General features: G+C 42.8%; 13 protein-coding genes. 7 read left to right on the top strand and 6 right to left on the bottom strand.

The features are described from left to right. The gene (rprY, locus tag E5331_RS05105) at positions 1 to 717 is read right to left on the bottom strand and encodes a response regulator transcription factor RprY (protein ID WP_123481793.1); all 717 of its coding nucleotides are present in this window, start codon (positions 715 to 717) and stop codon (positions 1 to 3) included. A gap of 33 nt (positions 718 to 750) precedes the next feature. Then, positions 751 to 2,298, bottom strand: a complete 1,548-nt coding sequence (locus tag E5331_RS05100; protein WP_123481794.1) for a sensor histidine kinase — start codon at positions 2,296 to 2,298, stop codon at positions 751 to 753. Between the two features lie 298 nt (positions 2,299 to 2,596). Between E5331_RS05100 and E5331_RS05095 the strand changes: the two genes are divergently transcribed. Further along, positions 2,597 to 3,832 carry a clostripain-related cysteine peptidase gene (locus E5331_RS05095; RefSeq protein WP_168355148.1) on the top strand — a complete coding sequence of 412 codons (1,236 nt, stop codon included), beginning with the start codon at positions 2,597 to 2,599 and terminating at the stop codon, positions 3,830 to 3,832. A 27-nt stretch (positions 3,833 to 3,859) separates the two neighbouring features. Continuing rightward, complete coding sequence (locus tag E5331_RS05090) at positions 3,860 to 4,957, top strand: mechanosensitive ion channel family protein (protein WP_123481796.1); 1,098 nt, start codon at positions 3,860 to 3,862, stop codon at positions 4,955 to 4,957. Positions 4,958 to 5,077: 120 nt separating this feature from the next. Here the strand turns inward: E5331_RS05090 and E5331_RS05085 are convergent, their stop codons facing one another. Then, on the bottom strand, positions 5,078 to 6,580 hold the full coding sequence (locus E5331_RS05085) for a glutamine synthetase family protein (RefSeq protein WP_123481797.1): 1,503 nt from the start codon (positions 6,578 to 6,580) through the stop codon (positions 5,078 to 5,080). A gap of 388 nt (positions 6,581 to 6,968) precedes the next feature. Between E5331_RS05085 and trxA the strand changes: the two genes are divergently transcribed. Beyond that, complete coding sequence (trxA, locus tag E5331_RS05080) at positions 6,969 to 7,265, top strand: thioredoxin (protein WP_123481798.1); 297 nt, start codon at positions 6,969 to 6,971, stop codon at positions 7,263 to 7,265. 155 nt (positions 7,266 to 7,420) lie between these two features. Then, on the top strand, positions 7,421 to 8,188 hold the full coding sequence (locus tag E5331_RS05075; RefSeq protein ID WP_168355147.1) for a DUF3108 domain-containing protein: 768 nt from the start codon (positions 7,421 to 7,423) through the stop codon (positions 8,186 to 8,188). Between the two features lie 58 nt (positions 8,189 to 8,246). Here E5331_RS05075 and E5331_RS05070 read toward each other — a convergent pair whose 3' ends face one another. Both E5331_RS05070 and rsmG read right to left on the bottom strand, forming a co-directional pair. After that, the gene (locus E5331_RS05070; protein ID WP_123481800.1) at positions 8,247 to 8,891 is read right to left on the bottom strand and encodes an MBL fold metallo-hydrolase; all 645 of its coding nucleotides are present in this window, start codon (positions 8,889 to 8,891) and stop codon (positions 8,247 to 8,249) included. Positions 8,892 to 9,007: 116 nt separating this feature from the next. Next, complete coding sequence (rsmG, locus tag E5331_RS05065; protein WP_123481868.1) at positions 9,008 to 9,628, bottom strand: 16S rRNA (guanine(527)-N(7))-methyltransferase RsmG; 621 nt, start codon at positions 9,626 to 9,628, stop codon at positions 9,008 to 9,010. A 297-nt stretch (positions 9,629 to 9,925) separates the two neighbouring features. On the opposite strand from rsmG, the gene E5331_RS05060 reads away from it, so the two are divergent. The 3 genes from E5331_RS05060 (at position 9,926) to glgP (ending at position 15,002) form a co-directional block, all read left to right on the top strand. Further along, positions 9,926 to 10,333 (top strand): DUF3127 domain-containing protein, encoded by a 408-nt coding sequence (locus E5331_RS05060; protein WP_123481801.1) that lies wholly within the window; start codon positions 9,926 to 9,928, stop codon positions 10,331 to 10,333. Between the two features lie 409 nt (positions 10,334 to 10,742). Next, the gene (locus tag E5331_RS05055) at positions 10,743 to 12,407 is read left to right on the top strand and encodes a glycosyltransferase (RefSeq protein WP_275441090.1); all 1,665 of its coding nucleotides are present in this window, start codon (positions 10,743 to 10,745) and stop codon (positions 12,405 to 12,407) included. A gap of 27 nt (positions 12,408 to 12,434) precedes the next feature. Then, complete coding sequence (gene glgP / locus E5331_RS05050) at positions 12,435 to 15,002, top strand: alpha-glucan family phosphorylase (protein WP_123481802.1); 2,568 nt, start codon at positions 12,435 to 12,437, stop codon at positions 15,000 to 15,002. Positions 15,003 to 15,152: 150 nt separating this feature from the next. Here glgP and E5331_RS05045 read toward each other — a convergent pair whose 3' ends face one another. Next, positions 15,153 to 17,309 carry an elongation factor G gene (locus E5331_RS05045; protein WP_123481803.1) on the bottom strand — a complete coding sequence of 719 codons (2,157 nt, stop codon included), beginning with the start codon at positions 17,307 to 17,309 and terminating at the stop codon, positions 15,153 to 15,155. Positions 17,310 to 17,453: the final 144 nt, after the last annotated feature.

Here is a 17,453-nt window from a genome sequence, read left to right as displayed (position 1 = left end):
TCATATCTCTTGCGAAGAGACTTGACCTTCAGGAGCTATAAGTTTATAGCCCTTGCCGTGGATATTGATGATCTCGATATTTGGATCGTCTTTAAGTAGCTTACGTAGTTTTGTAATATACACGTCCATACTTCTCGCGTTGAAGTAATTGTCGTCAATCCAGATGGATTTGAGTGCGAAATTACGTTCGAGAATTTCATTTATGTGAGAACAGAGAAGAGCAAGCAGTTCAGATTCCTTGGTTGTGAGTTTCTGGGTCTTATCATCAGCGATAAGTACTTGCTTTTGAGTGTCGAACGTATATTTCCCAATCTTGTATAGAGTGATTTCCTTATCTTTCTTACCTTTCACCCTACGCAGGATCGCACCAATTCTGAATACCAATTCCTCCATAGAGAAAGGCTTGGTTATATAGTCGTCGGCTCCGAGTTTGAATCCTTCGAGCACGTCTTCCTTTAGAGCTTTTGCCGTAAGGAAAATGATAGGCACCTCGCTATTTACGTTTCTTATCTCTTGAGCGAGAGTGAATCCGTCTTTCTTAGGCATCATCACGTCGAGCACACACAGGTCGTATTTTCCTTTCAGGAACGCTTTATATCCCTTTTCCCCGTCGGGATAGAGGTCGGCATTGAAGCCTTTGGCTTGCAAGAATTCTCTCAAGAGCATTCCGAGATTTTCATCATCCTCGCAAAGCAAAATTTTAAGTTTCTCGTCCATATCAATATCTATTATTAAATTTAAAAATCAAAGTTAATTCTCTTCATCCTCTTGTGGGATAAGAGGGAGTGTGATTATGAAATCCGATCCTTTACCAAGTTCACTTTCAGCACTTATAGACCCGTCGAAGATGGTCACCATCTTTTTGACGTAAGCCAGACCGAGTCCGAACCCTTTGACATCATGTCGGTTGCCGGTAGACACACGATAGAATTTCTCAAATATCTTTTTAAGGTCTTCCTTCTTTATGCCGATACCGTTGTCGCTAATTCTGATTTCAAGACGATTGGAGTCAATATCCCGGGTGGTTATCTTCAATTGCGGTTCGGTATCTTCACGCATGTATTTCACGGCATTATCAAGAAGGTTGTAGATTATATTTGTGAAATGCATCTCATCGACACTGATCATTGCATTGTCTGCGTTGAGCGCGCAACTAATGGATCCGCCATATTTCTCCACCTTTATCTTGAAAGTATTAACCACATTTTCTACAATTTTGTTGGCATTAACTTCCGTAAATTTCAATGCACTGCTGTCGGAATTATCAAATACCGACATCTGCAATACTTTCTCCACTTGGAAACGGAGTCTTTTTGTCTCATCGGAAATGACCTGCGACAGATGTTTCAGAGAGGATGGCGATTTCTGTATCGAGTTGTCGTTGAGCATCTGAGCTGCAAGGGAAATCGTTGAAATCGGAGTCTTCAGTTCATGGGTCATATTATTGATGAAATCGGTCTTCATTTCAGTAATTTTCTTCTGTCTGAATGCCAGTATGATTGTGTAGAGGAAAACTACGAGCAGAATGAGAGTGAATGCGAGAGTGGGAATTATAAATCGTACAGAGGAGAATATGTAATTCTTTTGATTAGGGAATTCCACATTCAGTTTCAGCTTGCTATCTGTGTTGGGAAATAAAGTCTGGGAATATTTCCCTTTGCCTATATTCTCGTCATATCGTGGGGATGCATATATTATTGCATCCTGGGTTGTTGTGACGGCAAACTCAAAGGGTAGTGTAAGCCCGTTGTTGGCAAGCTCTGAGGAAAGATGATTCCTTATGATCGTGGAGTCGGCACGTTGGAAAACAGGTCGTTTCCCAGAATCCCGCAGAATAGCCAGAATCACCTCATCAAGCAGCCCTTTCTGATATAGATATTGGCTTCTGATGACTTCCTGCATATTTTTGTATCTGTTGGCTACATTATTTGTAGGGGAGGGGAATATGAGATTGGAATTGCCATTGGTAGGTTTTTCCTTTTCGGCAGCGAGGGTGTAATTTGTAATAGTGCCGTCATGACCTTTTACGGAATAGCTGAACGTCTCCCCGTTGTCCGTATCAGTATAATCGTCAATAAGACTTTTTTCGATGATATCCACGTCTTCCTGAAGGAAATGTAGTGTTTCCTTTCGTTCAAGAAAAGCAGACGTCGCCGACATACAACGTAATACGGTTTCAGAGAACTGTGCCTCTCTCATCTTGACCATGTTCTCCAGATACATGAGTTGAAAGTAGAGCAGAGCTCCGAACGTGATTGACATCACAATTGTGAGTAGCCATATAATGGATTTTTTCATATCAAAAGATTTGGTGATTTATGATATAATTTCATAAATCTTTTATAGATTTAACAAAATTAAGGGCTATAAGTTTATAAAGGATTGGATAATGATTTTAACATTACAGTGCAAATTTAACATAAAATTATGAAAAGCTAAAGAATAATGAAGAAAAATCAAATTTTGACGTAAAATATATTAAAGCAAGGGAAATGACGTTATAAAGTTATGTCGTAAAATTGTCGGTTTCCATTTATGGATAGCGCAAAAAATAGCTTAAACGACTTAAATCAACAGGTTTTACGTATTTATGATAATGAATAGAAAGTTACCCTTATATGGAACCGCATTATTGTCGGTAGTGATGTCAATGTCCTCTTGTGGTGATGACAAGCCGCAAGGACCTACGGAACCGGATTCGATCAAACGATGTGTGCTTCTTTATGCAGTGGCATCTAATAATCTATATGAAAATCTATTGTCGGATAAAGATGAGATTCTCGAGGCAGCACGCGATATGGACTTGACCGGATTGTCGATGATGGTGTATCAGGTGACAAGGAATGATTCAGCACGATTATTGCAACTTAGGCGAGGAAGAGATGGCGTATGTGAGTTTATCTCAGTCAAGAGCTATGATAAGGATATCTATTCCACCGATCCCAGAAGAATAAGTGCGGTTATAGAAGATGTCAGGGCTCTTACCAATGCCAATAACTATGGATTGATATTTTGGTCGCATGGTACCGGAATAGATCCCTCATTCTCTACTCATGATACGAGGTCGGATCGTGATGAGATGGTATTTTCGGAAACCCGCCATTCATTCTATTCATTTGGCTCTGATAATAATCCTGAAAAGGATAAGGGTTATTACGATGAGATAGATATTGATGAGCTTGCCGATGCGATACCGGATGGGGTGTTTGATTTCATCTGGTTTGATGCCTGCTATATGAGTGGGATTGAGACTGCATACGAATTGAGGGATAAATGTGATACTTTTGTGGCTTATCCTACGGAAGTATATACCCCCGGTATGCCATATAATCTGACGATACCTTATATATTAAAGGAGACACCGGATTTGAAGAGCGCGGCGTCAGAATTTTTCACTTATTATTCGGATCATCCGTCATCGTCATATCGGGTGGCAACAATCGCGGTTATGGACATGACGAAGATAGAGATAGTCGCTGAATATTGCAATCGGGCATATTCCGGATTTTCAAAGGCTCCGTCGTCGTCAGGTCTTCAGACCTATTCAAGAGGTAAGTTTGGACCATTTTATGATTTCGGGCAATATACGCGAAGAGTCATGGAGATGAATCCGACAGATATGACGTCTGAAGATTTTGAACGACTGATGGATGAATTTGTTATATATAAGTCAGCCACGGATTATGATTTTAACGGACGTCCGATATCAGCTGATAATTATTCCGGTGTGTCATGTTTCCGGTTCTCGGAGAGTGATTCGTCGGAAAAGGCTCAGTACTATCATACGTTGGACTGGTATAAACGAGTGTATCCAAAAGTTGAACTTGAATAAATGATTAGTCACTTATAATAGAAAGATATGATTCAGACGGAAGAACTGCAGTCGGCGGCCGATGTCAGCAATGGCAAGGATATATTGGAAGTCGTAAAAAGCCTCGGTCTTGAGGATGCGTTGAGCGGAATAGCAAGTGGAATCGTGCAATTCACGTTTCGGATGCTTCTCGCTATCTTGGTGTTTTATATAGGCAAGTTCATAATAAAAAAGATATATGGACTGGTCTATTCTATAATGGTAAACCGTAAGGTAGATGCCTCCCTTACTACTTTTGTGCTGTCGTTAGTAAGAATTGTATTATATTTCATATTGATTATAACGATAGTAGGTATAATAGGTATTGAGACGAGTTCATTCCTCGCATTGTTTGCCTCGGCAGGCGTGGCAATAGGTATGGCGTTGAGCGGAACCTTGCAGAATTTTGCTGGTGGCGTCCTGATATTGTTGCTGAAACCATATAAGGTGGGTGATTTTATCGAGGCACAGGGATTTTCCGGAACAGTTAAGGAGATACAGATATTCCATACGGTCATAAATACGGGGGATAACAAGGCGATAATCATACCAAACGGAGGATTATCAACGGGGTCTATCAATAATTATTCGCTTGAGCAGTACCGTAGGGTGGATTGGGTAATCGGACTTTCATACGGAACAGATTATGCGGCAGCACGAAAGGTAATCTTGTCGATGCTTGATTCAGATGAGCGTGTCGTCAAGAAATACATTGATGATGACGTCAAGCAGAGATTGTCAGATTCTCCGGATGCGAATGTGGCAGATGTGCAGCCTGTAGAAGAGAAGAAGGGTGGATGGTGGTCCCGATTCCGAAGCAACAGGAAGCGTCGGCATCAGTTGATAGAGGAGAAATTGCGTGAGCAGATTTCCATGAATGAGGGATTGCCGGTCAAGAAGGATTGCACGCCATTCGTGGGATTGAGCGAATTAGCGGCAAGCAGCATAAATATAGTTGTCAGGGCATGGACACATTCGTCAAATTATTGGGGACTCTATTTTGAGATGAACGAGCGGTTCTATAAGGAATTGCCGGAACGTGGCTTCTCATTCCCGTTCCCGCAGATGGATGTGCATATATCAGACGATTCGTCGGCGATAAAGTGAAAAAGGGGATAAATATAAAGAATGTACATAAAAATAAATCGGTTGCGTCTCATTCTGACGCAGCCGATTTATTTCTATGTTCTTATTCGGAATGGATTCTATTCAGAGCGATTAGTGGACTTATCCGCAATGCCAGTATTTTCTGACAATCTCCATCATCTCTTCGGGCTTGCCGGATAGAGATTCACGTAGATCTCCATCATTGAAGGATGACAACTTTGCAATAATGCCGTCAATAAGCTGTGGCGAGAATATTCCACGCTCTTCGAAAATCTCGCGTTGACCTGCAAGTGCTTTTGCGGATGCGACACAACTGTCGGGCAATGATTTCAACTGAGCAAGTTTCTCTTTATTCTCATCGTTGTGTATGTTCACGCTCACGTAGAGGTCGTCAGCCCTATCAAGGGCGTTCTCCATCTCAAATCCAGTGCGGGCAGCCACAACCATAGCCGCAATGAGCTGATATATGTCGGCTGAACAGTCGGCACTTCTTAGTTCTACAGTCTGTTTCTGAGGTGGAGTTGAGATGCAGTCATTTTCAAGCGGATTGGCAATAGAGCACATATCGTTTTCGCCGGTCCATCCGAGAGGTACCCTTACGAGCACCGACCTGTTGCGGTCGCCCCAACATATAGAAGTGGGAGCTTCTTGATGAGGAACGAGCCGGAAGTAGCTTGTGGGCACCTTATTCCCCATTGCAGTTATAGCATCGGCATGCTCCAGGATTCCAACAATCGCTTTTTTTGCAATATCGCTCAGAACTCCATTTTCAGTCATCATATTCCGGTTGCCCTTCATTATCTTGAAATGGATATGCAGTCCACTTCCAGCTTTCCCGGCAGTGATTTTAGGCGCAAACGTCACGTCATATCCTTTCTTTGCAGCGAGAGTACGTATTATCCATTTTGCAATCATCAGATTGTCGGCAGCCAATTGTGCCGGCACCGGAAGAAATTCAATCTCATTCTGCTCATATATCATTCCATCAATGGTGAAGTTACCCACCTCGTTGTGCCCGTATTTTATCTGCCCACCAGATTCGGCGATAAGATTCATACATTCCACACGGAAATCATTGAACTTCGCGTATGGAGCGGATTCGTGGTATCCTTTCTGGTCGTTGGCATGGAACAGACCGGTGTCTTCGGATATTACATAATATTCCAATTCCCCCATAGCATAGAAATCCATTCCGGTTACTTCATGGAAAGATTCACAGGCCTTTCTAAGAGTGTATTCCGGAGAAGAATGTAGAGGCAATCCTTCTTTGTTGAAGAATGATGCCAGCATTGTGAGTGTGGGTATCTCAGCAAAAGGATCGACGAAAGCTGTAGCATATCTCGGAATCACGTATAGGTCGCTGTTGCCTGCTTCAATGAATGGGAATAGGCTTGACCCGTCGACACGCTCACCGTATGTCAGAATTGAATCAAGATATTCTTCAGAGTTGATTACAAAATTTAATGTCTTGAGTCGGTTGTCATCGGCAGGATACATGAAGTTGATCATACGGATGCCGTTTTCTTTTACAAAACGGATGAGATCCGTTTTCCTTATTTGATCCGGGACTTTCTTAAGGAATTGCACCACTTTGTTCGGATTTAGATTTAAGGTATTGTCCATACAGTTGGTAATTAAATTGGGTTTAAAAAGTAGCCTGAAATATTAAGGCATATTTATTTTCCGAAAACGTCATTCGGAAAGAGCGCTGCAAATATAGGCATAAGTTGGAATGTGGCAAAATTTTATAATGGGAAATAGTATTAAAATTTGTGAATTATGACAATGTGACAGATGTTTTGTATGAATTTATGCTCTTTTGGAGAGGTGCGGAGTTTATTTAATAAGAATATATCGATATTATAGCATTTTGATAAGATGCCGGATCGTGTTGTCTGTTGGGGGATGTGGTTGCCGGCTTGGAACATACATAAACAAAATGAAGGCACAAGCGTTAACAATAATAGAAAGTCCGAAAGGATATTGATGAGAATTAAAAATAATCTTAATTATGGAAAAATTTGAAGACATAATCAATTCAGAGAAACCTGTGCTCGTGGATTTCTTCGCGACATGGTGTGGACCATGTAAAATGATGCATCCAATATTGGAGGAGCTTCATGACAGAATCGGCGATAAGGCAAGAATAATAAAGGTGGATATTGATCAAAATCAGAATTTGGCATCATTCTATAATGTCAGGTCAGTACCGACGTTGATGGTATTTAAGAATGGCAATATAGAATGGCGAGAGTCAGGAGTTCAACAGGCAGCGAAATTAGAGCAGATTCTTTCTCTGTATTATTGATCCCAATATGGGTAATTGAGAGAATATTTGGATTTGAAATATCTAAAGCACCTCGGCATAAGTCGGGGTGCTTTTGTATTATTCCGGATTATGTCTTATCTTTGTAAGGTGAAGTTTAACCAACTGTTATCAGTATGAGTAGAAATACGCTTATTATGAATAAATTAAAGACTATAATTGTATCGTGTGTCTTGTTGTTGGGTGCATTTAATGTTTTTGCAGGCACTTTTAATAATGAGAATCTTCATTACGTGATATCGTATAAATGGGGTCTTATTCATAAGGATGCGGGAGAGGCGGTCTTGTCGCTTAAGAATCAAGGTGACTTTTATCAGTTGCGTCTTGTAGGTAAGACCAAGCCATGGGCTGATAAATTTTATCAGGTGCGTGACACGTTGAGCGGGAAACTGAAGAAGGATGGACTGAAACCGCTGACATATACGAAGGTGGCTCATGAAAAAGGGAAATATAGCAGGGATGATATCAAGTATATCTATTCCGGAAATTCTGTTGATGGGCATGCCAAAAGAGTGCGTCAGAAGAAGGATGGCAGCATAACCTCTTCGGAAAAGAAACTGTCAGGGACATGGCCTGTGTATGACATGCTAAGTGTATTCTATTTTTTGAGAAACATAGATTATGCCCGTCTGAAAAATAATCAGGTGGTAACGGCAACGGTATTTTCCGGATCAAAGGTGGAGTCAATCACGATAAGATGCGTAGGGGAGGAGCGTATAAAACTTCGGGATAAGAGCGAGCGTGATGCCTATCACATAAAATTTAAATTTACGCAAGCAGGCAAAAAGAAGTCGAGTGATGATATCGACACCTGGATATCTACGGATAGCTCACATATACCGTTGCTTGTAGTGGGAAGTCTACCTGTCGGACAAGTAAAATGTTATTATGTAGGAGGGAAGTGATTTGATTCAATAATAATCGCCCGATATGAAACTGAGATATCATATCGGGCGATTATTATTAATTGTTGAGATATGGATTATGTTGTCTTTCTTGTGCAATAGTGGTGTGTGGTCCATGCCCCGGATAGACTATTGTCTGCGGAGGTAGAGTCAATAACCGTGACCTTATGCTTGATATCAATTGATCGTAATCTCCTCCGGGAAGGTCGGTCCTACCGATACTTCCTGAGAAAAGAGCATCCCCCACAATGACAAAATTGTCTTTCTCATCGTATAATGCCACGCTCCCCTGTGAATGCCCTGGTACGCAGATGACTTTTAACTCACCATTGCCGATCTTTATGATTTCACCATCATGCAGATATTCCGAAATCTCAACGTTTTTGAAACGTTCGGGTAGTCCAAACATCTGAGCCTGTAGTAGCATTCTTTCACCAAGCGGACGATCAAGCTCATGAGCAAGAACGGGGACATTATATTTATCCTTCAGGAATTCGTTTCCTACGGCATGATCTATGTGCAGATGGGTGTTTATGACGTATTTCACGCTGAGTTTGTTCCTGTCGATAAAATCCACAATGGCATTTTCTTCCTTACAGTTGGTCATGCCCGGATCAATTATGGCACAACATCTTGTGTCGGGGTCATACACCACGTAAGAATTGATGCCGAAGATTGCAAATTGAAATATAGCTACTTTCATAATAAATGAAGATTACTGGTTTGATAATTTTCGAAGGATGGAATGTCTGTGCATCTCCCTACCTCTTGAATGGAGAGATTGAAGGTGGGGTTTGGAAGACTGACAGATATTGCCCCTTACACAATAGTATAAACAATTTTTTTTGAATCAAAGAATGGCTCATCAAAATAATTATTGATATTTATAATTTCAGATCTATCCTTTAGGGGCATTATCTCGTGGGTGAGATCTCCGCCCTTGAGGGTGATTATGCCATTTGGGATTGCATTTTTCTGTACGTTTGAGATATTCTTTTTTGCAAGCCTCACGAGATCCGGTTGTGGCATTACAGCTCGGCTGACCACGAAGTCAAATAGCCGGTGGCATTCTCCGGAATCACCATGTTGTGTGGATACATTTTTCATACCTATAGCTTCAGCAATTTCGTTTGCCACACGCATTTTCTTCCCTATCCGGTCGATGAGATGGAAATGCACGTCGGGGAATAAAACAGCTAATGGAATCCCGGGGAATCCTCCACCTGATCCGAAATCCATAATTTCAGATCCATCGGAGAATTTTATGAATTTTGCGATTGCAAGGGAATGCAATATGTGGTTGATCTCTATATTAGATATATCTTTTCGGGAGATCACGTTTATTTTCTCATTCCATTCCGCGTAGAGTGGAATCATTCGGTTGAACTGATCTATCTGAAGATCGGAGAGATTCGGGAAATATTTTAAAATATGCTCAATCATGTTGTAATAAGGGATGAGATGTTTTTGCAAAATTAATGAAGAATAATCAAATGTGCAACGGATATGCGTACAGGTTTTGCTATCGTTAAAATATTATTTTGAGAATAAATTTGCACAATCAAAGTTAAAATAGTAATTTCGCAGACTAAGTGAGGCGTAGTAAATGATTAAGGCACTATCATACTGCCATTTTCATTATGTCTTCTTAATTCTGGACATTAAATAATTCGCTTTGGGATTCGACTTGGTGTTGGATATACGTCTGGTCGGACAAGAAGCAAAACTAAAAATAAAATGGAAATAGAAGGAAAAATAATTCTGGATCTTGGAATCCAGTCGGGAACTTCAAAGGCCGGGAATCCGTGGAAGAAGAGAGAGATGGTTCTTGAGACTTTCGGAGCATATCCCCGTAAGGTGAAATTTCATATATTCGGAGATCGTGTAGACAATATTCACTTGGAGCCAGGTAGGGATTATGTCCTTTCATGTGATCTGGAGAGCCGAGAATTCAATGGACGTTGGTATACAGACGTCAACGTATATCAGGCACGCGATTATATGGCACCTGTGCAGAATCCTGCCCCACAAATGCCATCATACGGCGCACCTCAGCAGCCAGCTGCTCCAGCATTTGGCGCTCCAGCCACACAGCCGGCATTTACCGCATCTCCGGCTTCAAGCGATGAGGATCTCCCATTTTGATAAACGCGCCGATTTAGGCATGCCAAACAGATTCGCCAATTTATAAGATTGGCGAATCTGTTTTATGATTAGATGAAGTTTAGGCAACTTCAATAAGTCAATAGCCGTGGCATATTGAATAAAATTGCCGGAGACAATTTAGCTCCATCTTCCAATTATATTTGGAAATCGTAGTTTCGTAGACTAAGGATGTTCAAATGTTTGTAAAAACGATGATTTTAGGCTGATATATTTGTCTATTTCATTGATTTTTTGTAATTTTGTCGCGAATACGATAAATAAATCTTATTCATATAGACTTATTTGTCAATATGATAAAGGATTCCTATATGGATAAGATAATTATGAATTGCTTAACAGTGAAAGGTTTAGATTCACTTGTCGCAGGTAAAAAAGATTAAAAAAGATTATGCAGAAAGACATGCGATCATGTCGCGACGGTATTAACCTCCTGATGGAGACCAGTTGGGAAGTGTGTAACAAAATCGGGGGCATTTACACGGTGCTTTCCACGAAAGCCAGGGTTCTTCAGGCAAAATACGGCGATCGGCTGATATTTATCGGTCCGGATGTATGGACAGAAGAAAATAGCTCTCCATATTTCGTAGAAAGGAAAACGTTGTTGAAGCAGGCCGCTTCCAAGCTTAAATTGCCATACGATATTTCGATTCGAGTGGGTCGATGGAACATTCCGGGTTCACCTCAGGTTATTCTTGTAAAATTTGATGGAGTATATTCTCAGCTTAATTCCATATTCGGCAAGATGTGGGAACTTTATGGTGTGAACTCTATGAATGCATACGGAGATTATCATGAAGGATGTGCGTTTGCAGTGGCGTCAGCTATAGTAATGAAGTCGCTTGCCGAACATCTTAAAGTGGAGAAGAATACAGTGACTGCCCATTTCAATGAATGGACCACAGGCATGGGACTTTTGTATCTTAAAATGATCATGCCTCAGGTCGCCACATTATTTACCACTCACGCAACGAGCATCGGAAGAAGTATCTGTGGTAATGGCAAACCTCTCTATGATTATTTCTCTGGCTATAACGGAGATCAAATGGCGCGTGAACTCAATATGGAGGCAAAACATTCTCTTGAAAAGACTTGTGCGCACGAGGCGGATTGCTTTACGGCAGTGAGTGATCTGACAGCTGATGAATGTGAGCAGTTGCTTGATATCCGTCCGCAGGTGGTGACGCCCAACGGCTTTGAACCGGATTTTGTGCCCGGAAGTAAGAAGGCAAATTCGTTGAGAAAGTCGGGACGCTCACAGCTTCTTGCTATTGCAGGGTCCCTAAAGGGGAAGAAATTTGCAGACGACACGGTAATAGTGGCGACTTCCGGACGTAATGAATATCGCAATAAAGGACTTGACTTGTTTCTTGATTCACTCGTGAAACTTGAGGAGGAGTCTCCAAACAGGCAGATCCTTGCACTTGTACTTGTGCCGGCATGGGTGAAAGAGCCTTCTCTTCAACTTCTTGCATCAATGAAGAATGGCGAACCTGTTGACGGGGCTCCGGACTATATGACACATCGACTGAACAATGAGGACAGCGATTGTATTACGTGTCGGGTTCGTGATCTTGAGGCACAGGGTAAACTTAAAGGGAATGTCTCGGTGGTATATGTGCCCTGTTATCTTGACGGGAATGATGGAATCGTCAATATCTCATATTATGATATCCTTCCGGCACTTGATATGACTGTATTCCCGTCGTATTACGAGCCATGGGGCTATACACCTCTTGAGAGTGTTGCGTTTGGCAAGCCTACGGTCACTACAGATAAGAGTGGCTTCGGACAGTGGGTGCTTTCGAATTTTGAGAATTCTATTCCGGCATGTGGCGTAAGGGTGGTTGGACGAACAGATTCCAATTATGATGAAGCTGCCGCAGCTATTGCCACCGAGCTAAAGAAATATAGCGAGATGGATTCCAAAGAGGAGAAGAAAGCATCCGCGGCAGCAACGGCAACGTCAGTCAAGGCAGACTGGAAATTTTTTGTAGAGGAATATTACAAGGCGTTTCAAGTAGCAGCAAGCAACAGAGACGCTCGTCAAAAATAAAAAACACAACCTTATAATATTATAACGATGAAACTTCAGGTAAGCAATACAAATGAGCCGGTGTGGCGTAGCCTCACCGTGAGCGCTCAGCTCCCCAAGGATCTGAAAGCTCTTGAGGAACTTTCTAAAAACTTGTGGTGGGTATGGAACAGTGAAGGAAAAAACTTGTTCCGTGATCTGGATCATGATCTATGGCGCAAGGTGGGAGAGAATCCAGTGATGCTTCTCCAGCAGATCAGTTCAAAGCGTCTTGAGGAGATCCTTGCAGATGAGCACATGATGGAACGTATCAATTCCACTTATGCTGCATTCAAGGAGTATATGAGTAAGCCAATGCGTGACGATATTCCGTCAGTGGCATATTTCTCAATGGAGTATGGTCTTTGCAATTGCTTGAAAATCTATTCCGGCGGTCTTGGAGTACTTGCCGGCGACTATATCAAGCAGGCATCAGACAGCCGTGTGCCAATGACCGCAGTCGGTTTCCTATATCGCTATGGTTATTTTGCACAGTCTCTGTCAATGGATGGCCAGCAGATTGCCAACTATGAACCCCAGAATTTCGATCAGCTACCTATAGAGGCAGTTCTTGGAGAGGATGGTCTGCCGATGATTCTTGAAGTGCCGTTCCCCGGCAGAATCATATATTGCCATGTATGGCGTGTCAATGTGGGCAGAATGAATCTCTATCTTCTTGATACTGATTTTGACATGAACTCCGAGTATGACCGCCCGATCACTCATAAATTGTATGGTGGCGACTGGGAGAACCGTATGAAGCAGGAATATCTTCTCGGCATCGGCGGTATCTATATGCTGAATCGTCTTGGTATCCATACAGATATCTATCATGCAAATGAGGGTCATGCAGCATTGCTCAATCTCCAGCGTCTTGTTGATTACGTGCAGAAGGAGAATCTTCCGTTCAACGTGGCTCTTGAGGTGGTTCGTGCAAGCTCACTCTACACAGTTCATACTCCGGTTCCGGCAGGTCATGACTACTTTGAGGAGAGCCTTCTTGGTAAGTATCTTGGTGAGTATCCTGCAAAACTCGGAATCTCATGGAATGATCTTATCAACATGGGTAGAGAGAACCCCGACACACCGGAGCGTTTCTCAATGAGTGTATTTGCACTTAACACATGCCAGGAGGCAAATGGCGTAAGCTGGCTTCATGGAGAGGTATCCAAGAAGATGTTTGCAGGTGTATGGAAGGGCTATGGACCGGAAGAGAGCCACGTGAAATACGTGACTAACGGTGTGCACATGCCGACATGGGCAGCATCAGAATGGAAATCATTCTATGGCGACAAACTCGGCGAGCAACTTTTTGAGGATCAGAGCAATCCGGATGCATGGAAGGGCATTTTCAATGTGCCGGATGATGAGATCTGGAATATGCGAATGACTCTCAAGAACAAATTCATCAACTTTGTAAAGAGAGATTTCAAGGAGAAATGGCTCAAAAACCAGGGAGATCCGGGTGCAGTAGTCAATATTCTTGAGAAGATTAATCCGAATGCACTTATCATCGGTTTTGCCCGTCGTTTCGCAACCTATAAGCGTGCTCACCTTCTCTTTACCGATCTTGACCGTCTTGCTAAGATTGTGAACAACGAGAAATATCCTGTTCAGTTCATATTCTCAGGAAAGGCTCACCCGGCAGATGGCGCAGGTCAGGGTCTGATCAAGAGAATCATAGAGATTTCAAAGATGCCTCAGTTCCTTGGCAAGATTATCTTCCTCGAAGACTATAACATGATTGTTGCCAAGCGTCTTGTCAGCGGCGTTGATATCTGGTTGAACACTCCGACTCGTCCTCTTGAGGCTTCCGGCACATCAGGAGAGAAAGCCGAGATGAACGGTGTCCTTAACTTCTCAGTTCTTGACGGCTGGTGGTATGAGGGCTATAAGTTTGATGAGCTTGCAGGCTGGGCACTTACTGAGAAGCGCACATTTACAGATCAGGGTCAGCAGGACCGTCTTGATGCTGCGACTATCTATTCTATGCTTGAGAATGAGATCGTACCCCTTTACTTTAATAAGAATTATAAGGGATACAGCCCTGAATGGATTGATAGAATCAAACGTTCGATTGCACACATCGCACCTCACTTCACAATGAAGCGTCAGCTTGATGATTATATCGATCGTCTTTACGTGCCGGAAGCAGACCGTGCAGCCGAGATCAAGAAAGACAACTATGCCAAGGCTCGTGAGATCGTGGCATGGAAAGAGAATGTGGCTTCAAAGTGGAACCAGGTGGAGATTGTCAATGTTGACATCAAGGAGAACTCTGTAGGTAATGGTGCCGCCCGCACCGGCAATCCGATCGAGGTAAGCTGTGTCATCGACACTAAGGGTCTTGGTGATGCAATTGGAGTAGAGGTTGTGAAATATCGTGATCATGACGGTACAAGCGAGTTTGCAGGTACAGAACCTCTGACCATAGTCAAGAAAGAGGGGAATGTATATACCTACGATCTGAAGACGGAGCTTGACACAGCAGGCGTATTCCGCTATTCACTCCGTATGTATCCCAACAATCCTGATCTTCCTCATCGTCAGGACTTCGCATATACCCGCTGGTTCTAACCGATAGGTTTGCATAAATAAAGATCTCCCGGCTATCCATAGGATGGTCGGGAGATTTTTGTATAATTGGATTTAATATGATTAGATTCTTGCATAAAATAAAGGGACAGCTTTTGCTGCCCCTTTTGACACAATTGGTCAGTGGTTGAGTTATTCTTCCTCTTGTGTCTCTGCGTATTCTTTGAGCAATTTCTCCTGCACATCACCCGGCACGAGTTCGTAAGAGGCGAATTGCATAGAGAATGAGCTTCTTCCGCCTGTGATGGAACTGAGAGATGTGGAATAGGATGACATCTCTTTCAACGGCACTTTTGCATTCAGTTTCTCAATACCGTTGTCAGACTCCATACCCATTATTATAGCTCTACGTCCTTGTAGGTCGCTCATTACGTCGCCCATAGTGTCGCCCGGAGTGAAGACCTCGACATCGTAAACCGGTTCGAGAATCTTAGGATTAGCATTTTTGAATGCCTGAGAGAACGCATGTCGTCCGGCGAGACGGAATGAGATTTCATTGGAATCAACGGGATGCATCTTTCCATCGTAGATCATCACGCGCACATCGCGGGCGTAAGAGCCGGTGAGAGGTCCTTGTTCCATTCTGTCCATAAGGCCTTTTACAATTGCGGGAATGAAACGTGCGTCAATGGCACCACCTACGATGCAGTTGTAGACAACAAGCTTGCCACCCCAATCGAGAGGAATCTCCTGTTTGTCGCGGACGTTCATCTTGAATTCCTGATTTCCGAATTTGTAGGAATCAGGTTCGGGCATTCCTTCCGTGTAAGGTTCGATAATCAGATGCACTTCACCAAACTGACCTGAACCACCGGATTGTTTCTTATGACGATAGTCGGCACGTGCCGCTTTTGTGATTGTCTCGCGATATGGTATCTTCTGGTCAAGGAATTCAATCGGAAGTTTCTCGTTGTTCTCAATTCTCCACTTGAGGGTTCTGAGGTGGAATTCACCCTGACCTTTGACGAGAGTCTGCTTCAATTCCTTGCTTTGCTCAACAATCCATGTGGGATCTTCTTCGTGCATACGGGTAAGGATGCTCATAAGTTTCTCAGCATCGCTTTCAGTGAGGGGTCGGATTGCACGAATAAATTTAGGTTCCGGATATTTGATGAAATCAAAAGCATAGTCACATCCTTTTGCATTGAGGGTGTTGCCTGTGCGGACATCCTTTAGTTTCACGGCAGCACCGATATCGCCTGCCTCAAGTTTTTCAATAGGAGTCCTCAATTGACCGCATACGGTAAATATCTGGGCAAGTCGTTCCTTGCCGCCTCTTGATATATTCTCGAGATCATCACCAGCTTTGAGGGTTCCACTCATTACTTTGAAATATGATACCTCACCGATATGAGGCTCAACGGAAGTCTTGAAGAAGAATACAGAGAGCGGTCCGTTGGCATCAGGAGCAACCGGTTCTCCGGATATAGTCTCAGGTGCTGGCATGTCGGAAACGAAAGGACATACGTTGCCAAGGAACTCCATCATTCGACGGACCCCCATATCTTTGAGTGCACTGACGATGAATACTGGGAAAATGCTTCGGTCGATAAGACCTTTGCGGATGCCTTCGCGCATTTCGTCCTCAGATAGGTGTCCTTGCTCGAAATATTTATCCATAAGAGTCTCGTCATTCTCGGCAGCAGCCTCAACGAGAGCGTTGTGGAGCTCGTTGGCTTTTTCCATCTCCTCTTCCGGGATTTCAGAAATAGTAGGAACGCCGCCATCAGGTCCCCATTCATATTTCTTCATCAGTAGGACATCAATCATTGAATGGAATCCGGGACCGCTTTCAAGGGGATACTGCACTGCAACAACTTTTGAACCGAAATGCTCCCTAAGCTGTTCGATCACGTTTTCATAATCCGCTTTCTCACCATCGATTTGGTTAAGGGCGAATATGATAGGTTTTTTCAGTTTGCCTGTAGTGCGGAAAATGTTCTGAGTGCCGACCTCCACACCATATTCAGAGTCGATCACGATGACACCTGTGTCACACACTCCGAGAGCGGTGTAAGAGTTCCCTACGAAATCGTCAGCTCCGGGGCAGTCAATCACGTTAAGTTTCTTGCCGTTGAACTCAGCATTGAAAACGGTAGAGAAAACAGAATATCCGTATTCTTTCTCAACGGGGAAATAGTCAGAAACAGTGTTTCCGCTTTCGATGTTTCCACGACGTTTTATAACTCCACACTCGAAGAGCATAGACTCAGCGAGTGTGGTTTTACCCGAGCCCTTAGATCCGATGAGGGCGATGTTCTTGATTTCGTTGGTCTTATAAATCTTCATTTTATAAAAGATTTTAGGGTTAATGGAATTAGATTCATTAAATCCACACATTTACTGTCGATAGATAAAGAGGTGAGATTCTTGTGCAGATAAATGCGGAATTTCACCAATTCTTATCGGTTGGATTGAAATTCGAACGCAATT

This window comes from Lepagella muris (assembly GCF_004793975.1).
Lineage (GTDB): Bacteria > Bacteroidota > Bacteroidia > Bacteroidales > Muribaculaceae > Lepagella > Lepagella muris.
This window is presented reverse-complemented; position numbering and strand designations above follow the sequence as displayed.